Source organism: Telluria sp. LT2P80 (assembly GCF_059685955.1).
This window is the reverse complement of record NZ_JCASIO010000001.1, coordinates 1,176,310-1,199,099: the sequence shown is the minus strand read 5'-3', so window position 1 is coordinate 1,199,099 and position 22,790 is coordinate 1,176,310. Positions and strand designations below refer to the sequence as shown.

Sequence of the window (22,790 nt, the reverse complement as noted above, 5' to 3'; positions counted from 1 at the left end):
GTTCGCAGGTGGCAGCAACGGCGCACCATGCAGCTTGGATGGACTGGATCTCAATAGGTTTGCAGGCGCGTTCGTCAAGCAGGCTGCAATCGATCTGGATCAAGCATGCTGCCTGTTGATGGATCGTTGTTCAGAGCGACGAAATGGCCTTGGTCAGATTGTCTCTGGCACGCTGCTCCCGGCGCTGCGCGACGGCTGGCGTCGTGTAAATCTGTTCGCGATCGAGAAAGCCTTGCAGCACAGCGCGGCGCTTGACCGCGTAGACATCCGCCGGCACCCACGCGTATTCGGCCCGGATCTGACGCGTGTACTCGGCAAAGCGCGCGGCGGGCGCGCCCAGGATGGCCAGGTCGATGTCGACCAGCAAAGCCTGGTCTGGCGAAGCGGGCAGGGCAATGTGGCAGGTGGCCATGATCAGGTCATGCACGCGCTGGCAGCGGGCCGCATCGATGCCGCCCGCCGCCAATGCTTCCGTGGCCCAGTGCGCCGAGCGTGCTTCGTTATCGTGGCCCTGCACGTCGTAGATGGCGTCATGGAACCACAGGGCCAGTTCGATATCGGCAGGCTGCTCGGCCTGCGCGCGCAGCGTGTCGAACAGCGCCAGGCATTCGGTGAGGTGTTGCAGCGTGTGGTAGTGGCGCTGGGGTTCGGCCCACGCGCGCAGCAGTTGCTCGCACAAGCCGGGGGGCGGGGCCAGGTTCAGGGCTGTCCAGGTGGCACGCCAGCGCGCCAGGTTATCTTGATGGGGCATCAATGGCGAAAACGTCAGTTAAACACCTTGTTCTTGGGACGTACGCGACGCTATAGACACCTGATGTCGACCTGAGTCTCTCCGGCATGCGCGCCTTTCGTGCCTGTCACTGTGCACTTGCTAATCTCATCGGGAAGTCGTTTTGCTAACGACACCTCGCCGAATGCACCGTAGTCGCACCTGAGCCATTTACCGTCAGGGTACTGACCATCTAGTGCGTATGTCCGTCTCCAACCCGTTTTGGTTTTCATGGCATCGCGTTCACGAAGCACGCCGAGACGTTCCGGCGGACCATCAGCCGGCGCAGCGCTGCTCAAGTACAGCGGCGAAGAGACAAACGGTGTCCACTCCTGGCTGGGCCCGATCAGGCGAAGAGATGCTTCAGGAATCGACTGGGGACACACATAGCTTGTTGGCGCCGCGTGGGCCACAAGGTGGGCCGCCAGCAAAGTCACAACTGCAACTGCATATTGAATTTTCATGGATCACTCCGATCACGAAAAATGCAACGGCATTGTTGGAAGGGGCGATCGATCTGTCATGGCGATCTTCCCTCCCTGTGGATAAAGCGCTTGTCAGTTGTCGCCCTTAAAATCCCGTCATAAAACTTCTACATCAAAATCACATCGTATTATTTTTTCATTGTCTATGGGCATCTAGTGCCGTCTAATATGTCTCTTAACCAATTGATTTTAAAAAGTTTTTCATCTTAGCTCGTCCATTGACGTCCCGCAGTGTCGTCGTTACGATGTGTAGCTACATGTGTAGCTAGCAACGAAAAGGACGGCGATGAAGCAAAAAAGTAGCGCAACAGAGAAACTGCAGACTCTACAGCTGCAACATTGGCTGAGAACGGTAAAGAATGGTGAAGTCCCTACATTCAAAGACCTAAAATCCGGACAGGTAGTGGCTCTACCCTTGCCGCTAGCTCGTTCGGATGGGGGTGGGTTAACCTTCACACTCTCATCATCTGGAACTGCAACGTGGATTCTGCGTTACCGCGTAGCTGGGCGGGCGAGGGAACTAACGATTGGGAATTTTCCGGATATCAGCTTGGCCGAGGCCCGCAAGATAGCAAGGGAGAAGCGGGCGGAGATTGACAGGGCGGGCGACCCGGCCGTAGACAAGCAACGTATGAAAGCACTGGCGATGAAGGACTGGACGGTCCGACAGCTCATCGATGACTACCGCGAAAAAATCTTGAGCGACCTAGGGACGAGTACGCAGAAAGGCTATGGTCGCAGCCTAGACAGAATTCAGAATCGCTTCGGCTCGTACGCGGTAGCTCAGGTGTCGTCATTAGACATCGTCGAGTTAATTGAATCCGCTGGCACCCCGTGGAACGAGTCGCGCATGCTGCTCACTACCGCAAGAATGCTTTTCAAACACGCAGCTGGTCGGAAACTGGTTGCTGCCAATCCGTGTGTTGGGATAGACCTAAGTGCGTTGATGGGTAAGCGTCCTGCAACTCGGCGCCGCTTGATGTTGAACCGAGATGAGCTGCGACAGGTGATGGGCGCAGAAATGAACCGAGAGAATGCTTTAGCGATTCGATTGTTGTTGGCCACAGCTGTGCGCTCCGGCGAGCTGAGAACAGCGAAGTGGTCGCAATTCGATTTTGATCGAGATGTATGGAGTATTCCTACAACGAAGACGGGACCTGGCATTCAGATTCCCTTAACCCCGCCAGTAACGGCTTGGCTGCAAGAACTGAAACAGCGATCAGGTAAATCGGAGTTCGTCTTGCCCGTGCGAGGTGATTACAAAAATGCATCTGCAAAAGGCGACAGACCGATCAATCCGAACACAATCGCGGCCGCCGTAGAATTTTGGCTGAATACGTACAAGCCAACAGTGCGCCGGTTTACGCCGCACGATCTTCGGTCCACAGCAAAGAGTCAGATGAGGGCACTCGGCGTACCTCGAGATGTAAGCGAAATGTGCCTGAACCACAAGCTGCCAGGAATTGAAGGCATCTACGATGTACACACCTACTTTGAGGAGCGCAAGCAAGCGCTAACGGTTTGGGCCGACTTTCTTGTTGAGATCGATTGCCAGGCAAGTACTCAGATGGCGAACGTGGACCATAAGCCCACGCGACGTTAGGCAGCATTAGGCAGCGTTTTTGATAGCCGAGCTAGCACCATGACACTCGGTCGTGGTCGCCGCTTCTCTGACCGTTTTAAGCTGTTCTCTGGCATTTGCCAACGCATCATGAGTGGTCGCGCGAAAAGTATGTGATAGACGCACGACAGGAAGGTGCCAACCTGCCTCTTTGCCGCCTCTATACGCGCCCCACGCAAAGTTAAAAAGTTGTCAAAATACCCACAATTCGTGCGATAATGTAACTGCTGAACTTACGTTCGCCACGAACAGTACAGTCAGCAGAGCACGGCAGTCCTCTCGTAGTTATCTAGCGCCACACTTCGCGCGACGTCAAACATCCCTTTTTTACTGTTTCGCCAACCCTACGGGAGGGCGTAGCCGTGCACATCTCAACTATCCCTATGGAGTCATCATGACCGCAGTTATCCCTAATAGCGTTACCTCTTCTGCCGCTGGATTTCAACCTGCATTTAAGCCGGTGACGACGAAGGACCGTCACGCTTGCGCCCTCGCAGCCGTCGCAACACTTGCGTCCACGACGCTCGAAGACGTCTGGCAAAAAGCGGAAGAACTCGGGCTGCCGAAAGCTGGGCCCTACATTCATCGTATTGACGGCGATTTTCTTGCCGCTTTGCTCGCCAAATACTCATGGGTTGCAACCGTGTGGAAGGAGTGCGAAAAGTCGTCACAACTACCTGACTTGTGTCTTGTTTTGGTCGACTACGACGTCGAGTGGGAGGTGGGGCGCTACGCTGTTTTTCATCGAGCAAAGGGAAGCCATGACGCTAAATTTGTGGAATACGTGATTGACCCGACTGCTAGCTCGGATCGCGTCGTAAGAACTGACCTCAGCGTCCTAGTACCGAGTTGGTACATCGGGGTCCATCCGATGGGCAAAACACCTACCGCAAGAAAGTGAACGTCGCAGGCGCTTGCGCCTGTTGACTTGCACCTCACCCATGTCCATGACCGTGCGGCCCAACTGGTCGGCGGTCGACTCTCGCTGTGCATAAGCAGAGCACTCAGGTAAACTCATGAATGCAAAGTCCCTCTCCCAAGCTAGTCCAAACGCCGACCCCAAGCCGCTTTTCGGCCTTGGGCTCGTCGTCGCGACGCCCGGGGCGCTTAATCTACTCGACCGCGCCGGTATAAACGCAACCGCGTACCTGGCTCGTCATCAGACCGGCGACTTCGGAACCTTGTCGCCTCCCGATCTACACGAGAATCACGTGGCGATCACCTATGGCAGTCGAATTCTTTCAGCTTACGACGTTGGTCGCGAACGTCTGTGGGTCATCACTGAGGCCGACGGGTCGGTGACTACAATATTGCTCCCATCGGAGTACTGAGCATGAACGAACGTTCGAGCAAAAAAAACGACGCGCGGGGAATGGTTAAAACCGCTCAGGCCGCGCCATCGAAGCTAGTGGCCAGCTATACCGCCGCCGCTCAGTCGAACGCCACCACGCGCTCATACGACGCAGACATACGCCACTTCACACACCACGGCGGCTCGATACCGGCAACACCGACAATGGTTGCCGAGTACCTTGCGAATTTCGCCGGCATCCTGGCGGTCAGTACGCTGCAGCATCGTCTAATTGCGATCCATCGCGCACATACGGACGTTGGCCTCGTATCGCCGGTCATGGATAACTTGGTCAAGCGAACTATGCAAGGTATCCGCCGCACAGTAGGTACGAAGCAGCGTCAGGTGTCGCCTCTGTTGAAAGACGATCTCTTGGAAATTATGGTTCACGTAGAGCGGCAGCGGCCGATGAAGGCCGCACGCGACAAAGCGTTGTTGCTCATCGGGTTTTCCGGTGCCTTTCGCCGGTCCGAACTGGTAGCGCTTCGTTACGAAGACATGACCCGCTTCGAGGCCGGTGTCGAGCTGCTGATCCGGAGGTCGAAGACGGATCAAGAGGGAGCAGGCAGGACAGTGTTTATTCCTCACGCGCGCGGTAGTCGCTGCCCGGTCAAGGCATTGATGAATTGGCTATTTGTTGCCGGTATTCTCAACGGGCCATTATTCCGGGCCATAAATCGGCACGATCAGGTCGGCGGTAAAGCGCTAACCCCACAGTCCGTTGCGCTCATCGTAAAGTCGTCCGTCAGGATGATGGCCGGCAATGAGGCCGCAAAAAATGTGGCCGGGCACAGCCTGCGCGCCGGATACTGTACGGAGGCGGCCACTGTCGGGCTGCAGCCTCATCAAATTCGTGAGCAGACCGGCCACAAGTCGGACGTTACACTTGCGCGCTACATTCGTCCGGTTGCCAAGCGCAAGATTCCCAGCTTGCTGTAACCTGCTGGGTGTAGACAAATCAATAACGCAGCTATGGCACGCTATCCCGATGTGGAAGGAGCTTGGCATGGCAACGAAACATCCACTCAACGGTACTAAGGCGTCAAGCACCGCCGGCGGCAGGCCGCGGACGTGTAACCGGTTACCGTGCTCAAGAGGTGAGGGCATGAAACCGCGCCAACATTGGGGAAAGCAGGCGAAAAAACCAACTAAGAACGCTTGGTTTTTGAATTATGGTTGGAGATGGATGACCACGTGCCGACCGGTCTCCCCAGCTTATGAGCCTGGCGCGAGTTACTGCGGAATCGTTTTTCAGGCTGCGCTGATCGCGACGGCGCGCCATCCGTATCTATCCTCTTTCGGGTGCTTCGCGTACACAAGTACAGCAACCACGGTATCGACTTCCGGCAGGACCGTCTCAACCATAAAGGGAGGAACAAAGGCATCATCGACAAAAGCGAACCCCTTGGAGTTCCTCTTCAAGTGCCCCGTTGTTACCTTAACATCAGCATTTGGACGAGGACCTGGTTCAACGGCGAAAAGGTCCCTTCGGCCCGTCTTGCGGTTTCCAGTAACCCGAAAACGAACGCCTTCGCCAACTTTGGGGTATTGGGACCCGATCCAAGCGTCGCCATCAATTCCAACCTCAAGGTCCCGATCAACAAAGACTTTTGCCCGCCTCTCATCTGCTGCCTCGCGGGTTACCAAACCTATCCCCGAATCGGTGCAATCCCAGCTGGCCCCATCCGATCGAACCGAAACTTGAACAATTGCGTCACGATCACTGTCCCGTTGCCTGCCGAGTACAAGCGTTACGGGATCTCCGATCTTGATATTCCTGCAGCGAACGCCCGGGCCAACAATACTGACCGATGCACCACTGGATTCACGTATTGCAAAACGAGGAAGAGGCCGAGCCTTCCTTCCCGGCGCAGCATCCCTAGGCTGCTGCGGCACGATCGTTCCCAAATAGGTCGCAGGTTTAACTTCCACAGAATCGAAACACAATACCAGTGCGTCCTGGGAATGGTGGGCATAGAAGTCGCTTGCCCTTTCAGCACCTTGTGCTGACGGGTCATACCAACTGCTGTTGATAAGGTCCTGAAGTTCCGCATCGATTCCCCAACCTTGTTCTTGCCGAAGCGATATCACCGACGCCAGTTCGCTGCTTGCCTGAGCAAACTCACCGCGTTCTGCCAACATCTGGGCAAGCTCACGGTGAACCTTCACAGTGAACTTAGGGTCTGAACCACATTCCAAGGCCCGGCACGCGCACGCTAATGCGAGGTCTGGCTGCTCCTCTGAATATAGCCTCGCCGCCTCGGCCCATACCCAAAACTCATTTCTCTTCGCCTTGATGACTGGGCCAAGGACTCCTGCCGCCTCGGCATGGCGATGGACGCGCCGCAGCAGATAGACTCTGTCCCAGTCCATCCATAAGGCGTCGTCACCCTCAGCCACTGGTCGCACGCGACCGATCCATTCGAGCGCCAGATCAATTTCCTCTTGGGCCGCATCATGGAATGCCTTCATCCATTTCGCCAAACCACGGGCGATTCCAAGGGCGATCGGCGGGAAACGATTTCCGTCAAGCTGGTTGTACTGCCAATCTTCCGCAGCGAGGCCGTCGAATCCGACCCACCGCACAAACCCAGGGAAGAATGGAAAGTGTGGTGCGATTTTCGACAACTCGCGCAAGATGTTGGATAGCGCGTTGTCTGGCCGGCGCTTCGGTTGCCGCGCGTAACAGCGTAACGCCTGATGAATTTGATTAACAACTGCGTTGGGGGCTTGCTGCCCTCCTTTTAGCTTGGAAACGATGGAAGACACATGGTTCTTGACCAGGCCATAGAACGCCCAATCAATCTGCGTCCGCAGTTTGAAGTCATCGGGATCGTCAGCAAGCTCACGCAGACCAAGGTCAACAGCCTCTTGGAAACGCCCGGATTTGCGGAGCGCTTGTACGTCTGCCCACGTCATTGGAAAACAGACCTTATCGTTTCAACGAGCTCTGGGCTGCTGCACGTCAACGGACGCAAGCTGGAAACGAGCCCCTGCTTGTCGAAGTTGATCTCAATTCCGGCCCGCTCATTTTGGTTGCGAGCCACCGTTATTGCCAAGCGATATGAAGTCTCAGCGGCAGATACGACCTTCCAGCCAATTTGATCCAGGCGCGACCTTGTAGATCGGAGCAAGGCGGCTGCCTCAGGTGAATAGTCGTTCGTCGAGAGGCATTCAAAAGCCACGTCGAAAAGCAAGCCCCAGTGCTCGGGTTCCTTCACGTGCATGGCCGTGACGACATTTTTCCCGTTGTAGGCGATTCGCAACTGACAGTACTCGCTTTGTGAACTAGAAAGGTCATATTGCTCTTGGTAGGGGTGACAGGCGGCTTTTACGACCCGCCAGCCAAACCGCTCTGTCGCGTTGACGACACGAAGCCAGATTGCAACGGACTTGAGAACATCTTTCGATTGGTCAAGCCCCTCTGGTAAGCTGCGCTGCTGATCTCTTTCGGACGCGATTCCGTTGGGCTGAAATACCCAACCCGCACCCACTGCGATGTCAGCAGCCACCTTGACAGCACCCGCCTTCCAAACAGCAGCGTCGAAGGGGTGCATATCCGTGAAATTCAACAAAACCAGTTCACGCTCGGCGACAGTGAGCGCCGAGTACAGCCAACGGAAGAATCCTTCTGAGTGCCGACCTGCGGCATGATCGCAATTCACATAGCAGATCGGCTGCGACATGCCCTGGGCATGGTGGACCGTAGAGGCATAGCCATAACGGGCATAGGTGAAATCTGGCGCGGCTGGTGGCGGAGGCGGCACCTCTATTCCCTGCAGCGCTGATTGCTTCCTGCCGAACGCTTTCTCTCTGTTGCGCTTTGCGGCATTTCGCCAGACGCTTTCGGCTACTGCCGTCTCCTTATCCAACTCCGGCTTTTCGGCTCGCAGGAACTCCTCGAACACCTCAAGTTCAATCTCATCGCGACGTTCGACTCTACACCTGATGGAATGGAATTTGATCGAGCCGCTCTTTGCCCAGCTCAACCCTTGTTGGTACACGGAACGCTTGCCGACGCTTGCGACCGTCAGGCGCCCCCCGGACTGCACAGCTACCCGTGCGCCGAATGCATCGCGCACATCAGGGCTCACGTATACCTCCAGCAGGTCGCCCACTTCCACCGTGTCCAGGAGTTTCTTGCCGTGCAAGCGCTCACGAATCCACTGAATCAATGCGTTGGCCTGGCCATGTGTCTCGGCCAAATACCAGACTGAGTTTGGGTCTGCTTGGAAGTGATCCACCATTTCATTAGCCGCATCCTTCTTATCGAGAATCCTGCAACCCTCATCAGTTTCCAGTTCTAACACGGCAAATTTCTGGGTACGGATGGCGGTTACCAGCTTGACTGCGTTGGCCAGTTTGGCTGAACCACCTGTGGTGTCGATTAGTTGCGCCAGCTCTAGCGATTGGTGCTTCAGTTCACGTGACTTCTGGAAGTCACCCGAAAGCACGGCCCCCTCGCTACCGCCGCGCTGCATCTGATACGGATCGCCAAAGAAAACGACCTTGCGCGCTCCGTTGCCGAAAGCAGCGAAGTCGAAGAAGTCCGACAACAATTGGCCGCTGCCATATTGTTTGCCGTCAGGGGTCGAGAATCTTGAGTTACTCAGCAGGTGAGCGTCGTCCACGAGGTAGACACAGTCGGCCTCGTCATCGCAGGCGCGCAACGGGATGACTTTGAGCTTCTTCTGTTCTGCCTCGTTTTCTGGTTCATCATCACCCTTCACGCTGCCGGTGTAGAGATGCCCGTAGATGCTGTTGGACTCCACCTCTGCGCTATCGGCAAGGCGCCGGTTAGGTTGCAGCACTATGGCCTGCTTTCCAACCTTTTTAACGACCTCCGCTACCTCGACAAGCAAACGGCTCTTGCCGGTCGAAGTCATGCCCAAAACTGAAAGACTGACAGAATCGTCCGCAGCGACGAAGCTACTCAGGGTCTGCAAGGCCTCGCGTTGATGTCCGGTCAGCGGCGTGCGCGCCTGGGGTTGATCCGGACGCAAATGAATATCGCGAACCTGTGGGCGACTGGATGCCCATTCAATCGGTTGAACGCCCAGCCTGCGGACGATCTCCAGCGCTTCGTCGCGAGCAATCCTCAACTCGGGTGACGACAGGCCATCGAGCATGACGGCGCAGTTGGCCAAATCCGACGGGTAGAACCAAGAGCGAACCTTAGAGGGAAGTTCCAACTGATCTTTAATTCCACCTGAAAAAATGACACCGGCAGAGATATGACCCAGGTTGCGCCCGGACAGCAGCGCCTTGGATTGCAACCAATCCAGCATGGAAAACTTATTATCACGCAGCTGCTGGTAGGGGTTGGCCTTCCTGCCGCCCTTGACTATCACGCCATCGGCCTGCCAAGGCCCGTTCTCGGTGCCGGTCAGCGTGCCGCCATAACTCTTGAAGTCGGCCACGATGATGGCCGATGGCAGGATACAGACCAAGTCGATTTCCGCACCGTTCCACATTGCGTTTGCAACGGCAACAATCCAGTCGGTACTGTCTGCCCAACGGTTTTCCAGCCTTTCAAGAAAGACCTGGAGCATCTGGTTTTCGTGAGTGCGACTGGCCTTCTCGCCATAGACGAGGAGGGTCATTCGTGCTCTCCTGGAATATCGCCAGCAAACACCCGCTCCAGCGTTGCCGGCAGCAGGGAGGCGTTGGCAGGGCGGATGCTTGCATGTTTGGCTTTGAGGGCTGCGACCTCGGCTTGCAGGAGGCAGAAGGATTGCTGGATGGGCAATGGCGGTACAGGGACTTCAATCGCCTCCAGATTGGCGGCAACCAGAGTACGATTGCGCGCGGCGGTACCAGGCGAAGCCGCATAGACCTTGGCAAACCCTTCGTCCGTCATGAAGTAATAGGCAAGAAATCCTGGAACGGCCTTCGCCGGGTCTGCGACACAGGTCAGCATTCTGTGATTGCCGACACAACCGTGATCCTCTGGCTTAGCGAGGGCAATGCCCTGCTCCCACGCCATGATGTTGCTGAAGATCAGATCACCTTCTTCCACATGAAACATCTTTTGCCAAGTGAACTCCGAACCAGCGACCGTGCGGCGATGGAAAGTGCCTTTGTAAAAACTCCGCACACCCAGTTCGGTGTAGCTGGCTTCCAGATCGATGGTCACCTCGCGCCGCACCAGCGGCGCGACCTCTGACATCGGTCGCAGCGGGGCGTTGGCAATGGCATCACGGAAACTGACGGCGAGCAGCACATCTCCATCATTTTCGATTGACTCCAGACTTGCCTTTATTACTTGAACTTTATTGGCAAGTGAACGAAGCCGAAGCAAATTCGATTCATTCTCGTTACCAGGCGACAAGTTGATGTCGTTGCTCATGAAAAGTCTGGCGATCTGGTCCTCGCGCTTGAAGATTCTTTCAATGACTGCGGATGGAGCTACATCTTCTAGGGAGCGTCCAGCACTCGGGTTCTTGATATCGAGGTTGTAGATCGGCCAGTACAGCGCATCACCCTCGGCCTGCGCCGACTTAGCAGCCTGTTCATGGGCCTGTTGCTCGCTCTTAAGTAATTTCAGGCGGTCTTGCAGTTCAGCCTTCTGGCCATTGGCAGCAGCCTGGATGGTTTGCTCCAACTCTCGAATGGGCTTGCCCAGCGCGATAGCGGCATTGCGTTCGCTTTCCGCCCGCTGCCGGTGCGGCGTGGCGGCCTCAACGGCGGCGGCACGTTTGGCCGCAAAATCCAGTTTCCAGGCTTGCGGGCCTTCTTCGCGAGCGGTCCACCATACCAAAACCGGGGCAAATTCCTCAAACTGCAGGGGCGCTGTCTTGCTGTACTTCTTGCGCCCTGGAGGCAACGGCAGTTCGTAGTACCAGATGGTGTCGGTGGGGCCTCCGCGTTCAAAGAACAGCAGGTTGGCCGGGATGTCGGTGTAAGGCGCAAACACCCCTTGGGGAAGGCGCACAATAGTGTGAAGCTTGAACTCATTGAGCATTTCCTCCTTGATGACGGCGCTGATGCCGTCGCCAAACAGGGTTCCATTGGGTACGACCACGGCGGCGCGGCCACTGCGCTCCGCTGGCTTGCCGCCGGGCACTGGTGCACCGGCTACGCGCAGCTTGCGCATGATGTACTGCAGGAACAGCAGCGCGGTTTCCGCCGTCTGCATATTGGGCGGGAAGTTGGCCTTGATGCCGGCCTCTTCCTCGCCGCCGAAGGGCGGGTTGGTGAGGATGACGTCCACCCGCTCGCTGTGGCCGATCTCATTGACCCGGCGCTCGAGCGTGTTGCCGTAGGCGATCTGCGGGGCTTCCAGGCCGTGCAGCAGCAGATTCATCTGCACCAGCATGTAGGGCAGCGGTTTGGCCTCCTGACCGAACAGGGTGTCCTGCTGCAATACCCGGCGTTGGTCGGGAGTGCTGACCTGTGGCGCGATGTGGTCGTAGGCCTCAACTAGAAAGCCGCCGGTGCCACAGGCCGGGTCAAGCACTGTTTCACCCAGCCGCGGGTCGGTGACCTGCACCATGAAGCGCACGACCGGGCGCGGGGTATAGAACTCACCGGAATCGCCAGCGGCATCACGCATTTCGCGCAGCATCGACTCGTACAGGTGCGAGAGGGTATGGATTTCTTCGCTGGCGCTGAAGTGAATGCCGTTGATCTTGTTAATGATGTCGCGCAGCAGGTATCCGCTGACCATGCGGTTCTGCACGCCCTTGAATACGTTGGCAATGACCTCTCGTTGGCTGCCTTTTTCTCCGTCGCCAGCCAGGCCACGCAGGTAGGCAAACAGGCCCTTGCCGACCGTGCCATCGACACGGATGGCTGTTTCCTGGCTGATGAACGTCAGCAGTTCGTCACCGGTGATGCCGTCATCACGGGCAGCCCAGTCGCGCCACCGGTAAGGGGCTTCGATGATGGGCTGATAGCGCTTCCCGTCGAGCTCGGCTTCCTCCTCATGGACCGCTTCAAGGTCGTCGAGGAACTTGAGAAACATTACCCAGGTGAGCAAGGGCAGACGATCCACGTCGCCATTGAGACCCTTGTCCTTGCGTAGGATCTTGCGGGCGCTGCCGATCAGGGCCGACAGGTTTTCACGGGTGGTGAGCGGTGCCTTGGCTTTGCGTGGCGCGCGGGTCTTTTTCTCGCCCGTGGTGGCAGATTTGGCCATTGTATGCGGTTCTCGTTTCGTTATTGGTATAGCGCGGTCTGCAGCCGGGAGACAGCGTCCTTCATGCCGCGCACACCGCCGAAGTGACGGGTGGCGATCTCGGAAGGACTGCCGTAACGGTCGAAGGGTTGGATCTTCATCAGCTCGGACAGTGCATTGAATTGCAGGATGCCGCGCTCGACGTAACGGTCGAGGAGCAGCGTGAGGATTTCGCGGGCTATGTCACCATGCTGGGCGAACAGGTCTTGCGACTTGCGCTTGGCGGCTTCAGCACGCTGGCGGCGGGTCAGCAGTGGTGCATTCCAGGCCAAGTGGCACAGCAGGTCAAAGGGATCTGCGTCAGGCTGCTCACTGCTGCTGGCCAGCTCCGCGAAGCTAATGCCGCGTTCAGTCAGTTCGCGCAGCACTTCAGAGCGGGTATCGGGGTTCGCCCAGGCCGATTGCAGTGCCTCGCGCGTGGGATAAAGCGTGCGCACGGCGCGGCCGGAGTAGTCGGTGTACTTCACCACCTGCAGCTTTTTGCCATCGGTATCAAGGTCATAGACCAAGTGGCCGATGACTTCGACTTCACCGCCGTCGATATAGAACTTGCGCGGCTCGACAGGTGGCTCGGCGATGATGATGCCGGTGCCTGGGCCGATCTGCTCCTCGGGAAGCTTGTACTCCAGCGGCACATCTACCTGCGGCGCTTCAACCTCAGTCTCAGTGATGCCCACCTGCTTCCCGGCTTCATCAATGATCACTTCGTCGATCCGCGCAGGATCACCATCGAAGTCCGTATCGGCAAAGTGGCTGGTGGCCGTGCCGGTGAAGTCGATGATGTTGAAGTATTCCTTGCCGTAATCGACCTTGAGTCGCGTGCCGCGGCCCACGATCTGCTTAAACTCAGAACGGGAGCCTACGACGCGCGCCAGCACCACGTTCTTCACCATCTCGGCATCAACGCCGGTGGTCAGCAGTTGAGACGTAGTCAGGATGACGGGCGTGGACTTGTCCACGTCTTGATAGTGCGACAGATGGGTGAGGCCGATGGCACCTTCATCGGCAGTCACACGGCAGACATAATCGGGGTACTGCTTGACGAGATCGCTGTTCAGGTTGAGCAACTCCTGTCGCATTTCGGCCGCGTGTTCCTGATCGACGCAAAAAATCAGGGTCTTGGCAAAGCGGTCGGTGCCTTTGAGTAGGTCGGTCAGATGCCTCGCCATCGCCCTTGTGCGGGAACGAAGGGCCACGACGCGCTCGAAATCCTTGGTCTGGTACTCGTCATCAGGCACTTCGCGGCCATAACGGTCCAACTCATCCTTGCTCGGCCGCCAGCCTGCGGCATCGACCGTCGTGATGACACGGTGCACGCGGTACGGGGCCAGGAAACCATCTTCGATGCCTTGGCGCAGGCTATAGGTATAGACCGGATTGCCGAAGTACTCGTAGCTGTCGCGAGACTCTTCGCGCAACGGTGTGGCCGTCATGCCAAACTGAACTGCGGGCTCGAAATAGTCGAGCACCGCGCGCCAGGCACTTTCGTCACGGCTAGAGCCCCGATGACATTCATCGATGACGATGAGATCGAAAAAGTCAGGGCGGTACTGCCGGAACACATCTGCGCTGGCAGTTGTCAGCGCCTGGTAGATGCCGAAATACATGTCCCGGCTTTGGCTGGTATCGCCGCCAGCGATCTTGTGCCGAGCGTCGCCAAAGGGGGCGAACATCTTGGCCATCGGATCGTCAACCAGGATGTTGCGGTCAGCCAGGAACAAAATCTTCGGACGGCGGTACTCTCCGGTCCGGTTCCAGCGGCTGTTCCACAACTTCCAGCAGATCTGGAAGGCGACGCAGGTCTTGCCAGTGCCAGTGGCCAGCGTTGCCAGAATGCGCTTTTGCCCCAGCAAGATCGCTTCGATCACCCGATTGATGGCGATCTGCTGGTAATAGCGCGGCACCTTGCCGGAGATCAGATTGAACGGTTCCAACACATGTGCAGCGGCGTCTTGCGGCAGATGGGTAGCTGCTGCGAGGCGGGCAAACAGCTCATCGGGCGACGCATAGCGGTCTACCTCGCGCTCGGTGCCGGTGGTGTAATCGATCTCGATGATGCGGTGGCCATTGGTCGCGTACGCGAACTTGAGGCCGAGGATCTCAGCGTATTCGCGAGCCTGCTGCACACCTGTTTCGGCGGGAAGACCAATTTCCTTGGCCTCCACGACGGCCAGGGGGTAGTCACGCCGGTGATACAGCAAATAGTCGGCCCGCTTCAATTGTCCGCGCCGCACTTTACCCCCAGCCACGATGATGCGACCATTGGTGAAAGTGCGCTGTTCGCCAATAGCGTGTGGAGCAGCGCCCCAGCCAGCCTCGACCAATCGGGGCGTGACGAATTCGCGGCAGGTGTCTGCTTCGGTGATCACGCTATCTCGCATTGCATCCCCTTTCATCTTCGCCCCTTAGTCAATCAGGATCTTGAAACTGGTCGCCAGCGCCATTGGCTCGATTTCGCGTACGTTCTTCTTGAGTGCCACCAAGCCATAGCTCTCCATCATCCGCAACGTGCGCGACAAATTCGGTACTTGGCGCCCGGTGAGCTCCGCCAACTCGGTCAACGACTTGGGCTGCTTGTCACGGATGAGGCGCAGCAGAAATTGGTTGTCCTCCGAAAGCACCGCATCCATAGTGGCCATCGACGGAAACCAGACCGTCGGCACATCTTTTGAACAACTGCGCCCCTGCGATTCAACAGGACGACGAATACCAACAATGCAGCGCTTCATATCGTATGTCCTGATCGGCATGAGGTTCCCATTTTATCAATGTGGCACAACTGCAACCAGTTCTTGACGGAAAAAAGCTTTGCTTCTTGATCGCGTGAATAGTGGCGTCATCCACCAACCGTGGAGCCTCATAATGAACACCAAGCCCACTGCCATCGACGCCTATCTCGCCCGCGCCGTCGCCATCCACTTCAAGTTAGCCCAGCTGCAGCAATTGGCGGAAGACCACTACGGCCCGCATGTAGCAGCTAGATCCCGCCCGACACAGATCGCCGAAAGACAGACGGCAACGTGTCAAAGGCCGGCCGTACGATCCTTACCGGACCCTGTTGTGCTCAAAACCGTAATACCGTGGGATATCTTCAGCGCGAACTCGGCCCAAGTGGTGGGATGACTGGTCGGCGCCAGCTCCATGAATACATGCAAGCTGGCGTTTGACAGCGCGTCCACGAGGCAATTCTTCAACGGCCGCGCGAGTACAACCAAATAATTTGGTATCAGGCTTGCGTGGACGCTGCCGGCGTAGCGCTCTGGGGTGGCGAACATGCAAAGAACGTAACGTGTCTATAACACGACTAGCAGCGGATCAAACTGCTAACTAGCGACAATAGTGTGCTATCGATAGTAGCGAAACCGTTGGCGCTAGCTGAGCAGGTCCCACATCTGTGTCAGCGTCAAGTCATGGACCGACAGCTTGAACCCGAGTATATTCCCATATTGCCCTGAGACACGTTCGGGGCCATCAACGGGGGCCATTTGTCTACTATTACCACGGCTGATCTCGAATCTGCTATTACGGGCGACCCAGAAGCACTTGAGGTTCATCTCACGCTTGTAGACCGTGACGTTTCAATTGACGGGCACTCGGTCAAAATCCATTGCCACTGTCTATCTGTGGACGGTAATGGTCGGGTTCAGCCAAATCGGCTGGCAGAGTTCATGCGAAACGCAGTGGTTAACTATGCAATCCCCCGATCCAAAATTGCGGAAGCAAAAAAACGCGACAGCAAATTCAACTCTACCGAAGCAATCGGTGAACTGGTAGAGCGAGCAAAACGATCTTTCACTGATCTTTCAAGAACTGGGGAAGGTGGAGAGCTGCTGCTTTTCCTATTGGCAGAGCGATTTCTACAACTCCCGCAGATCCTATGCAAAATGGATCTCAAGACCGACACACGAATGCATTATCATGGGGCAGATGGTGTGTACGCCGGAGTCTCAAACGAGGGTATGCTAAAGCTCTACTGGGGCGAGTCAAAGATTTACAACAACGCCACGACTGCCATTCGCGATTGTATGACTTCACTAGCGCCATTTTTAATCGAACCTGAAAGTGAAGAGGCCGGGCGAGAGCGCGATTTGTTACTCCTTAGCGACAAGGCCGACCTAGGCGACCCTTCACTAATCGAGGCGCTTAAAAAGTATTTTGATAAATCATCGGTGATGTCCAAACGTGTTCAATATTGCGGGGTTGCCCTAGTTGGATTCGATGCACCGTTTTATCCAAAAGATAACGCAAAGGCTGTTGCAGAAGAAATAGTGCAGGCATCGCGAACTGCGCTTGCCGGATGGAGTAGCACCATTGGAAAACGCATTGCGCTAGAAAAACTAGATCAAATGGAGATTCAGGTTTTTTGTATTCCTCTGCCATCTGCAGACGGCTTTCGTTCTTCTTTTCTTAGGGCGATGGGAATTAAAGAATAATGAGTCTATTCGATTTGCAATCATGGCTGCTACAACAGGGTATTCGAGAAGATCTCGATTTAATCACTCGTCTTACGGTCCGCGCCGAGTTAGATAATCTTATCCCCGAGTCACCGGTTTCTGTTCTCGAGAAGATTGACTGGCCCAGTTTATTGCTGGCCGGCAGTATTTTTGCGCGTTCCGAGGAGAGGGTTTATCAAGAAGCAGCGCTTCGGGTCGGGACTGCTGCGATGGCCTTAACGCCTAATAAAACATACAAGGATGCGGGTGCGGTGCTATTAGGCAAGCTCTCCAACTTCCGAGCTATCGCTTTAGCTAACAGTAGAGGGTTACTAGAGCCCGACCTAGATGGGCGCCTCGGCGTGGCATTACGTATTGAGGCTCAGCGCCGGGAGATGGACAGATCAGTTTTAATCGAGTCCAGCGGGAAATGGCTCCAAGTAAATGACTTCCAGGAACGGTTCTGGACTAATGCCAGCACAGCCCGCTGGCTTTCGGCATCTGCACCAACCGCCTCCGGCAAAACCTTTCTAGTGCTCCAGTGGCTGGTTGATCAACTATATACAAAGAATACTCAAGTCGCTGTCTATCTTGCACCAACCCGTGCATTAGTATCAGAGATAGAAACTAACCTCAGAGTGCTTCTTGAAGACATCGAGCAAATCGACGTGTCCTCTCTTCCGTTGCGCGATAAGTACGAAGCTGCTAGAGCCGGTGGGCCGAGGATTGTTCTGGTATTCACGCAAGAACGTTTACATCTTCTCGCCAATATACTGGCCGATAAATTTTCTGTTGACCTACTTATTGTTGATGAGGCTCATAAAATAGGTGACAACCAGCGGGGCGTGATTTTGCAAGATGCTATCGAGCGTCTCACACGCGCCAATCCGAAGCTCAAAGCTGTGTTTATTAGCCCGGCCACCCAGAACCCGGAAGAATTACTTGCAGACGCACCTAATGGGGTTAAAAAGGTCGCAGTCGATACTGATGCCACGACTGTCCTGCAGAATCTTATCGTTGCGCGCCAAGTCCCGAGAAAATCAAAGCTTTGGGCACTCAACCTCCGCCAGCACGGATTAGAACTTCCACTTGGTACTTTACAGCTAGCTAGCACACCGGCCGGTTTAAAAAAACGCCTTGCATTCATAGCCGCGGCTGTGGGCGAAAGAGGAGGAACTCTCGTATACGCAAATGGGGCAGGTGAGGCTGAGGAGGTCGCAGAACTGATTAGCCAACTCTTACCAGACCTGGACTGCGTAGATGTAGAGCTCTCGCAGCTTGCCGAACTCGCACGAAAGGGTGTGCACCAGGACTTCCGTCTTGCCCCATTGGTCGAACTTGGGGTAGCCTTTCATTATGGCAATATGCCAGCTTTGTTGCGACTGGAGATAGAAAGGCTTTTCCGCATAGGGAAGCTCCGGGTGCTGGTTTGTACTTCGACGTTGATTGAAGGTGTTAACCTGTCCTGTCGAACGATTGTAGTGCGCGGACCGCGCAAGGGGAAGGGGCACCCGATGGAGCCTCACGACTTCTGGAACCTAGCCGGGCGCGCAGGAAGATGGGGGGACGAGTTCCAGGGCAACATCATTTGCATCGATCCAGAGAACACAGATGCTTGGCCTGATGGTGTTCCTAATCGCGCTCGCTATCCTATCAAACGCGAGAGTGACGCCGTCCTAGAGCGCGGCGACGAAATGGTTGACTACCTTTCGCAGCGTGCACAAGCAGATTTTGCTGAGATTGAGGACGCTGATAAGTTCGAGCAAGTAGGAGCCTACTTACTAACTACTTTCATGCGACTCGGCTCTGTCGCTGACGCGACTTTCGCTAAGCGCCATAACCCTACTACGATTGAGAAGCTGGACCTCACACTGGATCAAATTGCACGAAATATCACCATAAGTGTAGATTTGGCAACTAGACATCCTGGGGTAAGTGCGATTGGACTTCAACGTCTTCTCGATGCTTTCCGTCGTTATACCGGTAATGTCGAAAACTTACTTCCTGCCGAAGTATCTAGCAACGATAGCTATGACCGGTTCGTAACAATTATGGGAAGGGTTGATGAGCACGTGTTTCCAGCCTTTTCCCCAAATAGCCGCATTAGGCTGTATGCTTTAATTGTCGTCAAATGGTTAAAAGGGTATTCTCTTGCTAGAATCATCCGCGACAGTATCGAATGGCACGAGAGTGTGGGTAAAAGCTTCAGGCTTCCAGAATTAATCAGAGGTACGATGGATCTAGTCGAGCAGATCGCGCGATTCAAGGCCCCAAAGTATTTCTCCGCTTACATGGATGTGCTCCACTCATATCTTCGCGAGATTGATCGTGAAGATCTTATCGAAGAGGGCTTGGATATTGCAATGCAGCTTGAGTTTGGCGTGTCCTCTTTGACACTTCTCTCATTGATGGAGCTAGGAATGTCTCGTATGAGTGCAGTAGCTCTATATGAAAAGATCGCTCGCGACGATCTTAGTAGGGACGAATGCATTGCATGGATTCATGATCGAAGAAATCAGTTGCAGGCATTGGATATCCCAGCGGTTATCATTCGCGAGATTCATAATTCCCTGATCCTATTAAAGGATTTTGAGTGACGCTCTTCTAAGAGCACGGAGGAACTTCATGCCAGCAAAACCCATAAAATTAGGCCCTTTGCAGTTCGACAAACGAGGCGATGCAGTATCATATTTAAGGGAGATGTTGTACAGATATGATGTCGGTGATCGAGTTAGTGCGGAAGACGCTGTAGTTTTACGTGCAGCCCTGGAAAACCATCCTAAGGCCGCCACAAAAATCGGGAGTGGAATAACTCATTTCAGCGTAAGAAGTGCCGACTTTGGGACCAAATGCTTTTGGCTAAATCGCCCCGATGGAAGCACTGAAAAGTTTTCTATCACTGCATCCATTCATAGCTCTTGACGAGCTCATCGATACAGTCTAAGTGAAGGTTATTTTTTCTGTAGACAGCAAAAAATGCCTCCTTAGACTTGAGCCACCACAGAACCCGGGCGATTCAAATGCACAAACACTTGCAAGTCGCCGGTTAGCGAAAAGCCACTATTATCGATAGTCAGTAATCAGATAGAGTTTGTAACACGGTCACGCGACAACCGCGAAATATCGTATATTCGCGGTTGCGACGCCAACCCACGCATGGTTGTAATAGCATCTAATAGATTCGCTATCATCAACATTTATACAAAAGGATGTAATTCTGACTCAGCCTATTGTTCGTCATCCCGCGGAGCCAAAGCCTTGCTATTTACTGAGAAAGCTTCACCGACTTCCAACGATGTGAAATAAGCATGTACGATGTTTTCGACGGCTTAAAGCGTCGGCCAACGCAGCATTTCAATGACTCTACGGTGCGACTCTGGTAATGGCACTATAGCGACTGGCAGCATCAAAGCAATGTTTGGCCGTGCCAGGTATGCGGTCAATAATGCGATTTAGCATATCCGAATCATCTTTGAATACTGTCATCCATATAGACCAAAAACCTTGAATTTGCAACGCAATTTGGCGGCGCATAACCGCTGTATCTTGCTCGGCTAGGTTTTTTTTAGATTCTGTAGCAATGTCCCATGCCTCACGGCGGTTATTCCAGCGGCGGTCCGATGCCTCGTTCTCTTGATGATGATCGCTGGGTATTCTGTCTAGGCCGACCAACTCAATCGTGCGTTGGGCTCGCAATTGATCGCTTCCCGGAGCAGCCTCAACTATACCTCCGACCTTGTAAATGATCGCCAGAAATGTGTTGTCCCGATCTGGCCATAAATAATCGTCAATCACCACGTCCTGGTTATCTTTTATGCTATTGCAATTTGTGCATGCAAGGAGAAAATTGTCCCAGCTCAGTTCACGAGTTAAATCATTGACCGTCGCGCCAGGTGGCTTCTTAGGTCTTACATGTTCTACGGCTAAACTTGTGTCTAGATGGACTTCACAGTAGGAACAGCACTCGCCAAGACGTTTGATAAGTGTGCCTCTTGCCATGGAATACGCGGTGTACACTACTGGGGTTCCATCGACGTTCTCAGGCCAAGGGCCCCGGATCACTGGCCTCATTTTTCGTCAGCCTCCGGATTCGGCTGCAGCGTCTCACCAGCACGCGAGCCCAGCCGTTTCATTTCGAGGAACGCGTGATATGCAACGTTTCCACTAAATGGACTTGTTAGCTGGTCCAGCTTCGTTTGAATCTCTGCGAGGCGCTTATCACCGGGGTCGCCGTTTGCCTCCTCCAGTAGCCGGTAATATTCTATCGCCGTGTCATACATTTTTTGATAGCGCTCACCCCGTTGAGGCACCGGAATTTTCATCACCTCTTCAGTTATATCTTCAAGCGAACGATTGGCATACAGTGCTTCTGCCTGCGGTGCAGCGACCCCATCCGGCACCAATTTGTCTTCAGAAGGGGACAATTCTCGTCCGAGGTCGATAACTTCCCCTTGTGCAAGAGACTGCAATATGAACGGAGAATGCGATGACACAATAAACTGCAATTCCTTGAACGCTGACTTAAGGTCCGAAACTACTCGGCGCTGCCATTTTGGATGTAAATGCAGATCAATCTCATCGATTAAAACTATTCCCTTAGTCTTAGTGGCAGCTTCATCCTTGAGATGTGGATTTAGTCTTGACGCCCGGTGAGCAATGTCTGCGACGATGCCGACCATGTTACGATATCCATCGCTTAGGTCATCGAATTGCATTAAGCCCTCATGTTCGAGCTTAATCATTAACTGGTCGTATGCGGCATCGTAATAGAAATCTTGCGCACCTGGAATACACGAAGTAACTGCAGTTGCAACCACTTTTAAAGCATCGGAATCCGTTCCCTTTTGGAGCTTGGCCAGCGTCATGCGTTTAAACCATTTCTCGAAGGCTTTATGGTCCGATTTTGGATCTAGGCAATATCTGTAAGCAGAGAGTCTCGATGATGGACTGTCCGAAACGACGTCATCATGTTTATCCCAAAGGCGTCCGGCGCCATAATATAGAAGTAGCGGTAAGTCAACATCGCTAGAGCTATCATTGCTCAACTCGCTTCGCTTTTCTTGGCCTTTCTTAACAAATTCCTTCGCTTTCCCTCCACGGTCGCCGATATCACGCCGCCATGTAATAGGTGTATCCTCCATTTCCGCGACCGCTTCGATCCAGACGTCTGGAAGCACTTCACGGAAAACCTCCCCATTGACGTCTACAAAAACCGCGCGAGCGTCAGCTCCTCTAATCGTACCACCGCCTGTCGTCAGTTTACTGCCTTGGAAGTACGTGTTCAGCAATATCGCAAGCGCATCAAGGACCGTTGTCTTGCCTTTGCCGTTGTTTCCAATCAGGACGTTGAACCTTGCGTTGAAATGAAGAGCTGCCTCCTTGTACTTCCGAAAGTTATGCAACTCTAATTTGGAAATTCTCATATATCTATATCCTGATTATCTAAGGCAAAGGTTTCAATGGCATAGACTTAGCGAGCTAATTCTAATTTTACTTTTCTGTCTATATATGTTCTCAATCCCAAAGCCAACCTTTGTGGCGTCATGAGGCGCTTCAAGCACGCCGCGAATATAAGCGCTAAGTCGAGGTTGATGAAAAACCTCTTTGACAACAGTCTCATCAATGGTCTAGTCCTGTTGCTTCAGCAATTAAATCAATATACGCCATAGTAGCCTGCCCGCCGATGGAAACTACAGCCAAATTAAGCAATGGATGGCTCTAACAACATGTCGGACGGGTTTGAGGGTGTATTGTACGGCTTTTGCATGCCTGTTGAAAATCGCTTTACACTTCGCTGAGCGTTTACACCGCCTAAGCCCTGTGTCGGCCGTGGTAGTGTCAGCTTGGCTGGTGCGTGGGGTTACGGGCACGGCACATCTGTCCATCAATCTTACTCGGACCGGGACGCCAGAAACCAGCCTTACAACAGCGATTTCCTTTGGCAGGAGTAGG

Annotated in this window: 17 protein-coding genes; 8 read left to right on the top strand and 9 right to left on the bottom strand. The window is 54.4% G+C overall.

The window, feature by feature from the left end:
* Positions 1 to 130: 130 nt before the first annotated feature.
* Positions 131 to 751, bottom strand: coding sequence for an HD domain-containing protein (locus tag AC56LW_RS05245; RefSeq protein ID WP_499632361.1), 621 nt, complete (start codon positions 749 to 751; stop codon positions 131 to 133).
* Positions 752 to 801: 50 nt separating this feature from the next.
* Positions 802 to 1,233: an STY0301 family protein gene (locus AC56LW_RS05240; RefSeq protein WP_499632359.1), complete on the bottom strand. Its 432-nt coding sequence runs from the start codon at positions 1,231 to 1,233 to the stop codon at positions 802 to 804.
* 307 nt (positions 1,234 to 1,540) lie between these two features.
* On the opposite strand from AC56LW_RS05240, the gene AC56LW_RS05235 reads away from it, so the two are divergent.
* The 4 genes from AC56LW_RS05235 to AC56LW_RS05220 all read left to right on the top strand — a co-directional run bounded on the left by AC56LW_RS05235 (position 1,541) and on the right by AC56LW_RS05220 (position 5,165).
* A complete protein-coding gene (locus tag AC56LW_RS05235; protein WP_499632356.1) occupies positions 1,541 to 2,857 on the top strand; it encodes a tyrosine-type recombinase/integrase in 1,317 nt (438 codons plus the stop codon).
* 412 nt (positions 2,858 to 3,269) lie between these two features.
* Positions 3,270 to 3,776, top strand: coding sequence for a hypothetical protein (locus AC56LW_RS05230; protein WP_499632353.1), 507 nt, complete (start codon positions 3,270 to 3,272; stop codon positions 3,774 to 3,776).
* A gap of 115 nt (positions 3,777 to 3,891) precedes the next feature.
* Positions 3,892 to 4,206 (top strand): hypothetical protein, encoded by a 315-nt coding sequence (locus AC56LW_RS05225; protein WP_499632350.1) that lies wholly within the window; start codon positions 3,892 to 3,894, stop codon positions 4,204 to 4,206.
* A 2-nt stretch (positions 4,207 to 4,208) separates the two neighbouring features.
* Positions 4,209 to 5,165, top strand: coding sequence for a site-specific integrase (locus tag AC56LW_RS05220; protein WP_499632347.1), 957 nt, complete (start codon positions 4,209 to 4,211; stop codon positions 5,163 to 5,165).
* Positions 5,166 to 5,477: 312 nt separating this feature from the next.
* Here AC56LW_RS05220 and AC56LW_RS05215 read toward each other — a convergent pair whose 3' ends face one another.
* The 5 genes from AC56LW_RS05215 to AC56LW_RS05195 are packed head-to-tail and all read right to left on the bottom strand — an operon-like array spanning position 5,478 to position 15,134.
* The gene (locus AC56LW_RS05215) at positions 5,478 to 7,145 is read right to left on the bottom strand and encodes a DUF7017 domain-containing protein (RefSeq protein WP_499632344.1); all 1,668 of its coding nucleotides are present in this window, start codon (positions 7,143 to 7,145) and stop codon (positions 5,478 to 5,480) included.
* Positions 7,142 to 9,829, bottom strand: a complete 2,688-nt coding sequence (locus tag AC56LW_RS05210; RefSeq protein WP_499632341.1) for an NERD domain-containing protein — start codon at positions 9,827 to 9,829, stop codon at positions 7,142 to 7,144. Before AC56LW_RS05210 ends, AC56LW_RS05215 begins: the two co-directional genes overlap by 4 nt.
* Positions 9,826 to 12,366, bottom strand: coding sequence for a class I SAM-dependent DNA methyltransferase (locus AC56LW_RS05205; RefSeq protein ID WP_499632338.1), 2,541 nt, complete (start codon positions 12,364 to 12,366; stop codon positions 9,826 to 9,828). Before AC56LW_RS05205 ends, AC56LW_RS05210 begins: the two co-directional genes overlap by 4 nt.
* A 20-nt stretch (positions 12,367 to 12,386) precedes the next feature.
* On the bottom strand, positions 12,387 to 14,801 hold the full coding sequence (gene hsdR, locus AC56LW_RS05200) for an EcoAI/FtnUII family type I restriction enzme subunit R (RefSeq protein ID WP_499632335.1): 2,415 nt from the start codon (positions 14,799 to 14,801) through the stop codon (positions 12,387 to 12,389).
* A gap of 9 nt (positions 14,802 to 14,810) precedes the next feature.
* Positions 14,811 to 15,134 carry an HVO_A0114 family putative DNA-binding protein gene (locus AC56LW_RS05195; RefSeq protein WP_499632332.1) on the bottom strand — a complete coding sequence of 108 codons (324 nt, stop codon included), beginning with the start codon at positions 15,132 to 15,134 and terminating at the stop codon, positions 14,811 to 14,813.
* A gap of 133 nt (positions 15,135 to 15,267) precedes the next feature.
* Between AC56LW_RS05195 and AC56LW_RS05190 the strand changes: the two genes are divergently transcribed.
* The 4 genes from AC56LW_RS05190 (at position 15,268) to AC56LW_RS05175 (ending at position 19,760) form a co-directional block, all read left to right on the top strand.
* On the top strand, positions 15,268 to 15,528 hold the full coding sequence (locus tag AC56LW_RS05190) for a hypothetical protein (RefSeq protein WP_499632329.1): 261 nt from the start codon (positions 15,268 to 15,270) through the stop codon (positions 15,526 to 15,528).
* A gap of 362 nt (positions 15,529 to 15,890) precedes the next feature.
* Positions 15,891 to 16,838 carry a HamA C-terminal domain-containing protein gene (locus AC56LW_RS05185; protein ID WP_499632325.1) on the top strand — a complete coding sequence of 316 codons (948 nt, stop codon included), beginning with the start codon at positions 15,891 to 15,893 and terminating at the stop codon, positions 16,836 to 16,838.
* Positions 16,838 to 19,435 carry a DEAD/DEAH box helicase gene (locus AC56LW_RS05180; protein ID WP_499632322.1) on the top strand — a complete coding sequence of 866 codons (2,598 nt, stop codon included), beginning with the start codon at positions 16,838 to 16,840 and terminating at the stop codon, positions 19,433 to 19,435. The genes AC56LW_RS05185 and AC56LW_RS05180 overlap by 1 nt, the downstream gene beginning before the upstream one ends.
* 28 nt (positions 19,436 to 19,463) lie before the next feature.
* Positions 19,464 to 19,760 carry a DCL family protein gene (locus tag AC56LW_RS05175; protein WP_499632319.1) on the top strand — a complete coding sequence of 99 codons (297 nt, stop codon included), beginning with the start codon at positions 19,464 to 19,466 and terminating at the stop codon, positions 19,758 to 19,760.
* Positions 19,761 to 20,201: 441 nt separating this feature from the next.
* Here the strand turns inward: AC56LW_RS05175 and AC56LW_RS05170 are convergent, their stop codons facing one another.
* Positions 20,202 to 20,855: an HNH endonuclease gene (locus AC56LW_RS05170; protein ID WP_499632316.1), complete on the bottom strand. Its 654-nt coding sequence runs from the start codon at positions 20,853 to 20,855 to the stop codon at positions 20,202 to 20,204.
* Positions 20,856 to 20,905: 50 nt separating this feature from the next.
* Positions 20,906 to 22,261: an AAA family ATPase gene (locus AC56LW_RS05165; RefSeq protein ID WP_499632313.1), complete on the bottom strand. Its 1,356-nt coding sequence runs from the start codon at positions 22,259 to 22,261 to the stop codon at positions 20,906 to 20,908.
* Positions 22,262 to 22,790 lie beyond the last annotated feature (529 nt).

What these genes read in the sequence shown, in the direction of transcription:
- AC56LW_RS05175 (WP_499632319.1), top strand. Translation starts at nt 19,464, where the DNA reads ATGCCAGCAAAACCCATAAAATTAGGCCCTTTGCAGTTCGACAAACGA.
- AC56LW_RS05165 (WP_499632313.1), bottom strand. Translation starts at nt 22,261, where the DNA reads ATGAGAATTTCCAAATTAGAGTTGCATAACTTTCGGAAGTACAAGGAG.
- AC56LW_RS05195 (WP_499632332.1), bottom strand. Translation starts at nt 15,134, where the DNA reads ATGAAGCGCTGCATTGTTGGTATTCGTCGTCCTGTTGAATCGCAGGGG.
- AC56LW_RS05230 (WP_499632353.1), top strand. Translation starts at nt 3,270, where the DNA reads ATGACCGCAGTTATCCCTAATAGCGTTACCTCTTCTGCCGCTGGATTT.
- AC56LW_RS05205 (WP_499632338.1), bottom strand. Translation starts at nt 12,366, where the DNA reads ATGGCCAAATCTGCCACCACGGGCGAGAAAAAGACCCGCGCGCCACGC.
- AC56LW_RS05190 (WP_499632329.1), top strand. Translation starts at nt 15,268, where the DNA reads ATGAACACCAAGCCCACTGCCATCGACGCCTATCTCGCCCGCGCCGTC.
- AC56LW_RS05210 (WP_499632341.1), bottom strand. Translation starts at nt 9,829, where the DNA reads ATGACCCTCCTCGTCTATGGCGAGAAGGCCAGTCGCACTCACGAAAAC.
- AC56LW_RS05240 (WP_499632359.1), bottom strand. Translation starts at nt 1,233, where the DNA reads ATGAAAATTCAATATGCAGTTGCAGTTGTGACTTTGCTGGCGGCCCAC.
- AC56LW_RS05225 (WP_499632350.1), top strand. Translation starts at nt 3,892, where the DNA reads ATGAATGCAAAGTCCCTCTCCCAAGCTAGTCCAAACGCCGACCCCAAG.
- AC56LW_RS05215 (WP_499632344.1), bottom strand. Translation starts at nt 7,145, where the DNA reads ATGACGTGGGCAGACGTACAAGCGCTCCGCAAATCCGGGCGTTTCCAA.
- AC56LW_RS05180 (WP_499632322.1), top strand. Translation starts at nt 16,838, where the DNA reads ATGAGTCTATTCGATTTGCAATCATGGCTGCTACAACAGGGTATTCGA.
- hsdR (WP_499632335.1), bottom strand. Translation starts at nt 14,801, where the DNA reads ATGAAAGGGGATGCAATGCGAGATAGCGTGATCACCGAAGCAGACACC.
- AC56LW_RS05245 (WP_499632361.1), bottom strand. Translation starts at nt 751, where the DNA reads ATGCCCCATCAAGATAACCTGGCGCGCTGGCGTGCCACCTGGACAGCC.
- AC56LW_RS05235 (WP_499632356.1), top strand. Translation starts at nt 1,541, where the DNA reads ATGAAGCAAAAAAGTAGCGCAACAGAGAAACTGCAGACTCTACAGCTG.
- AC56LW_RS05220 (WP_499632347.1), top strand. Translation starts at nt 4,209, where the DNA reads ATGAACGAACGTTCGAGCAAAAAAAACGACGCGCGGGGAATGGTTAAA.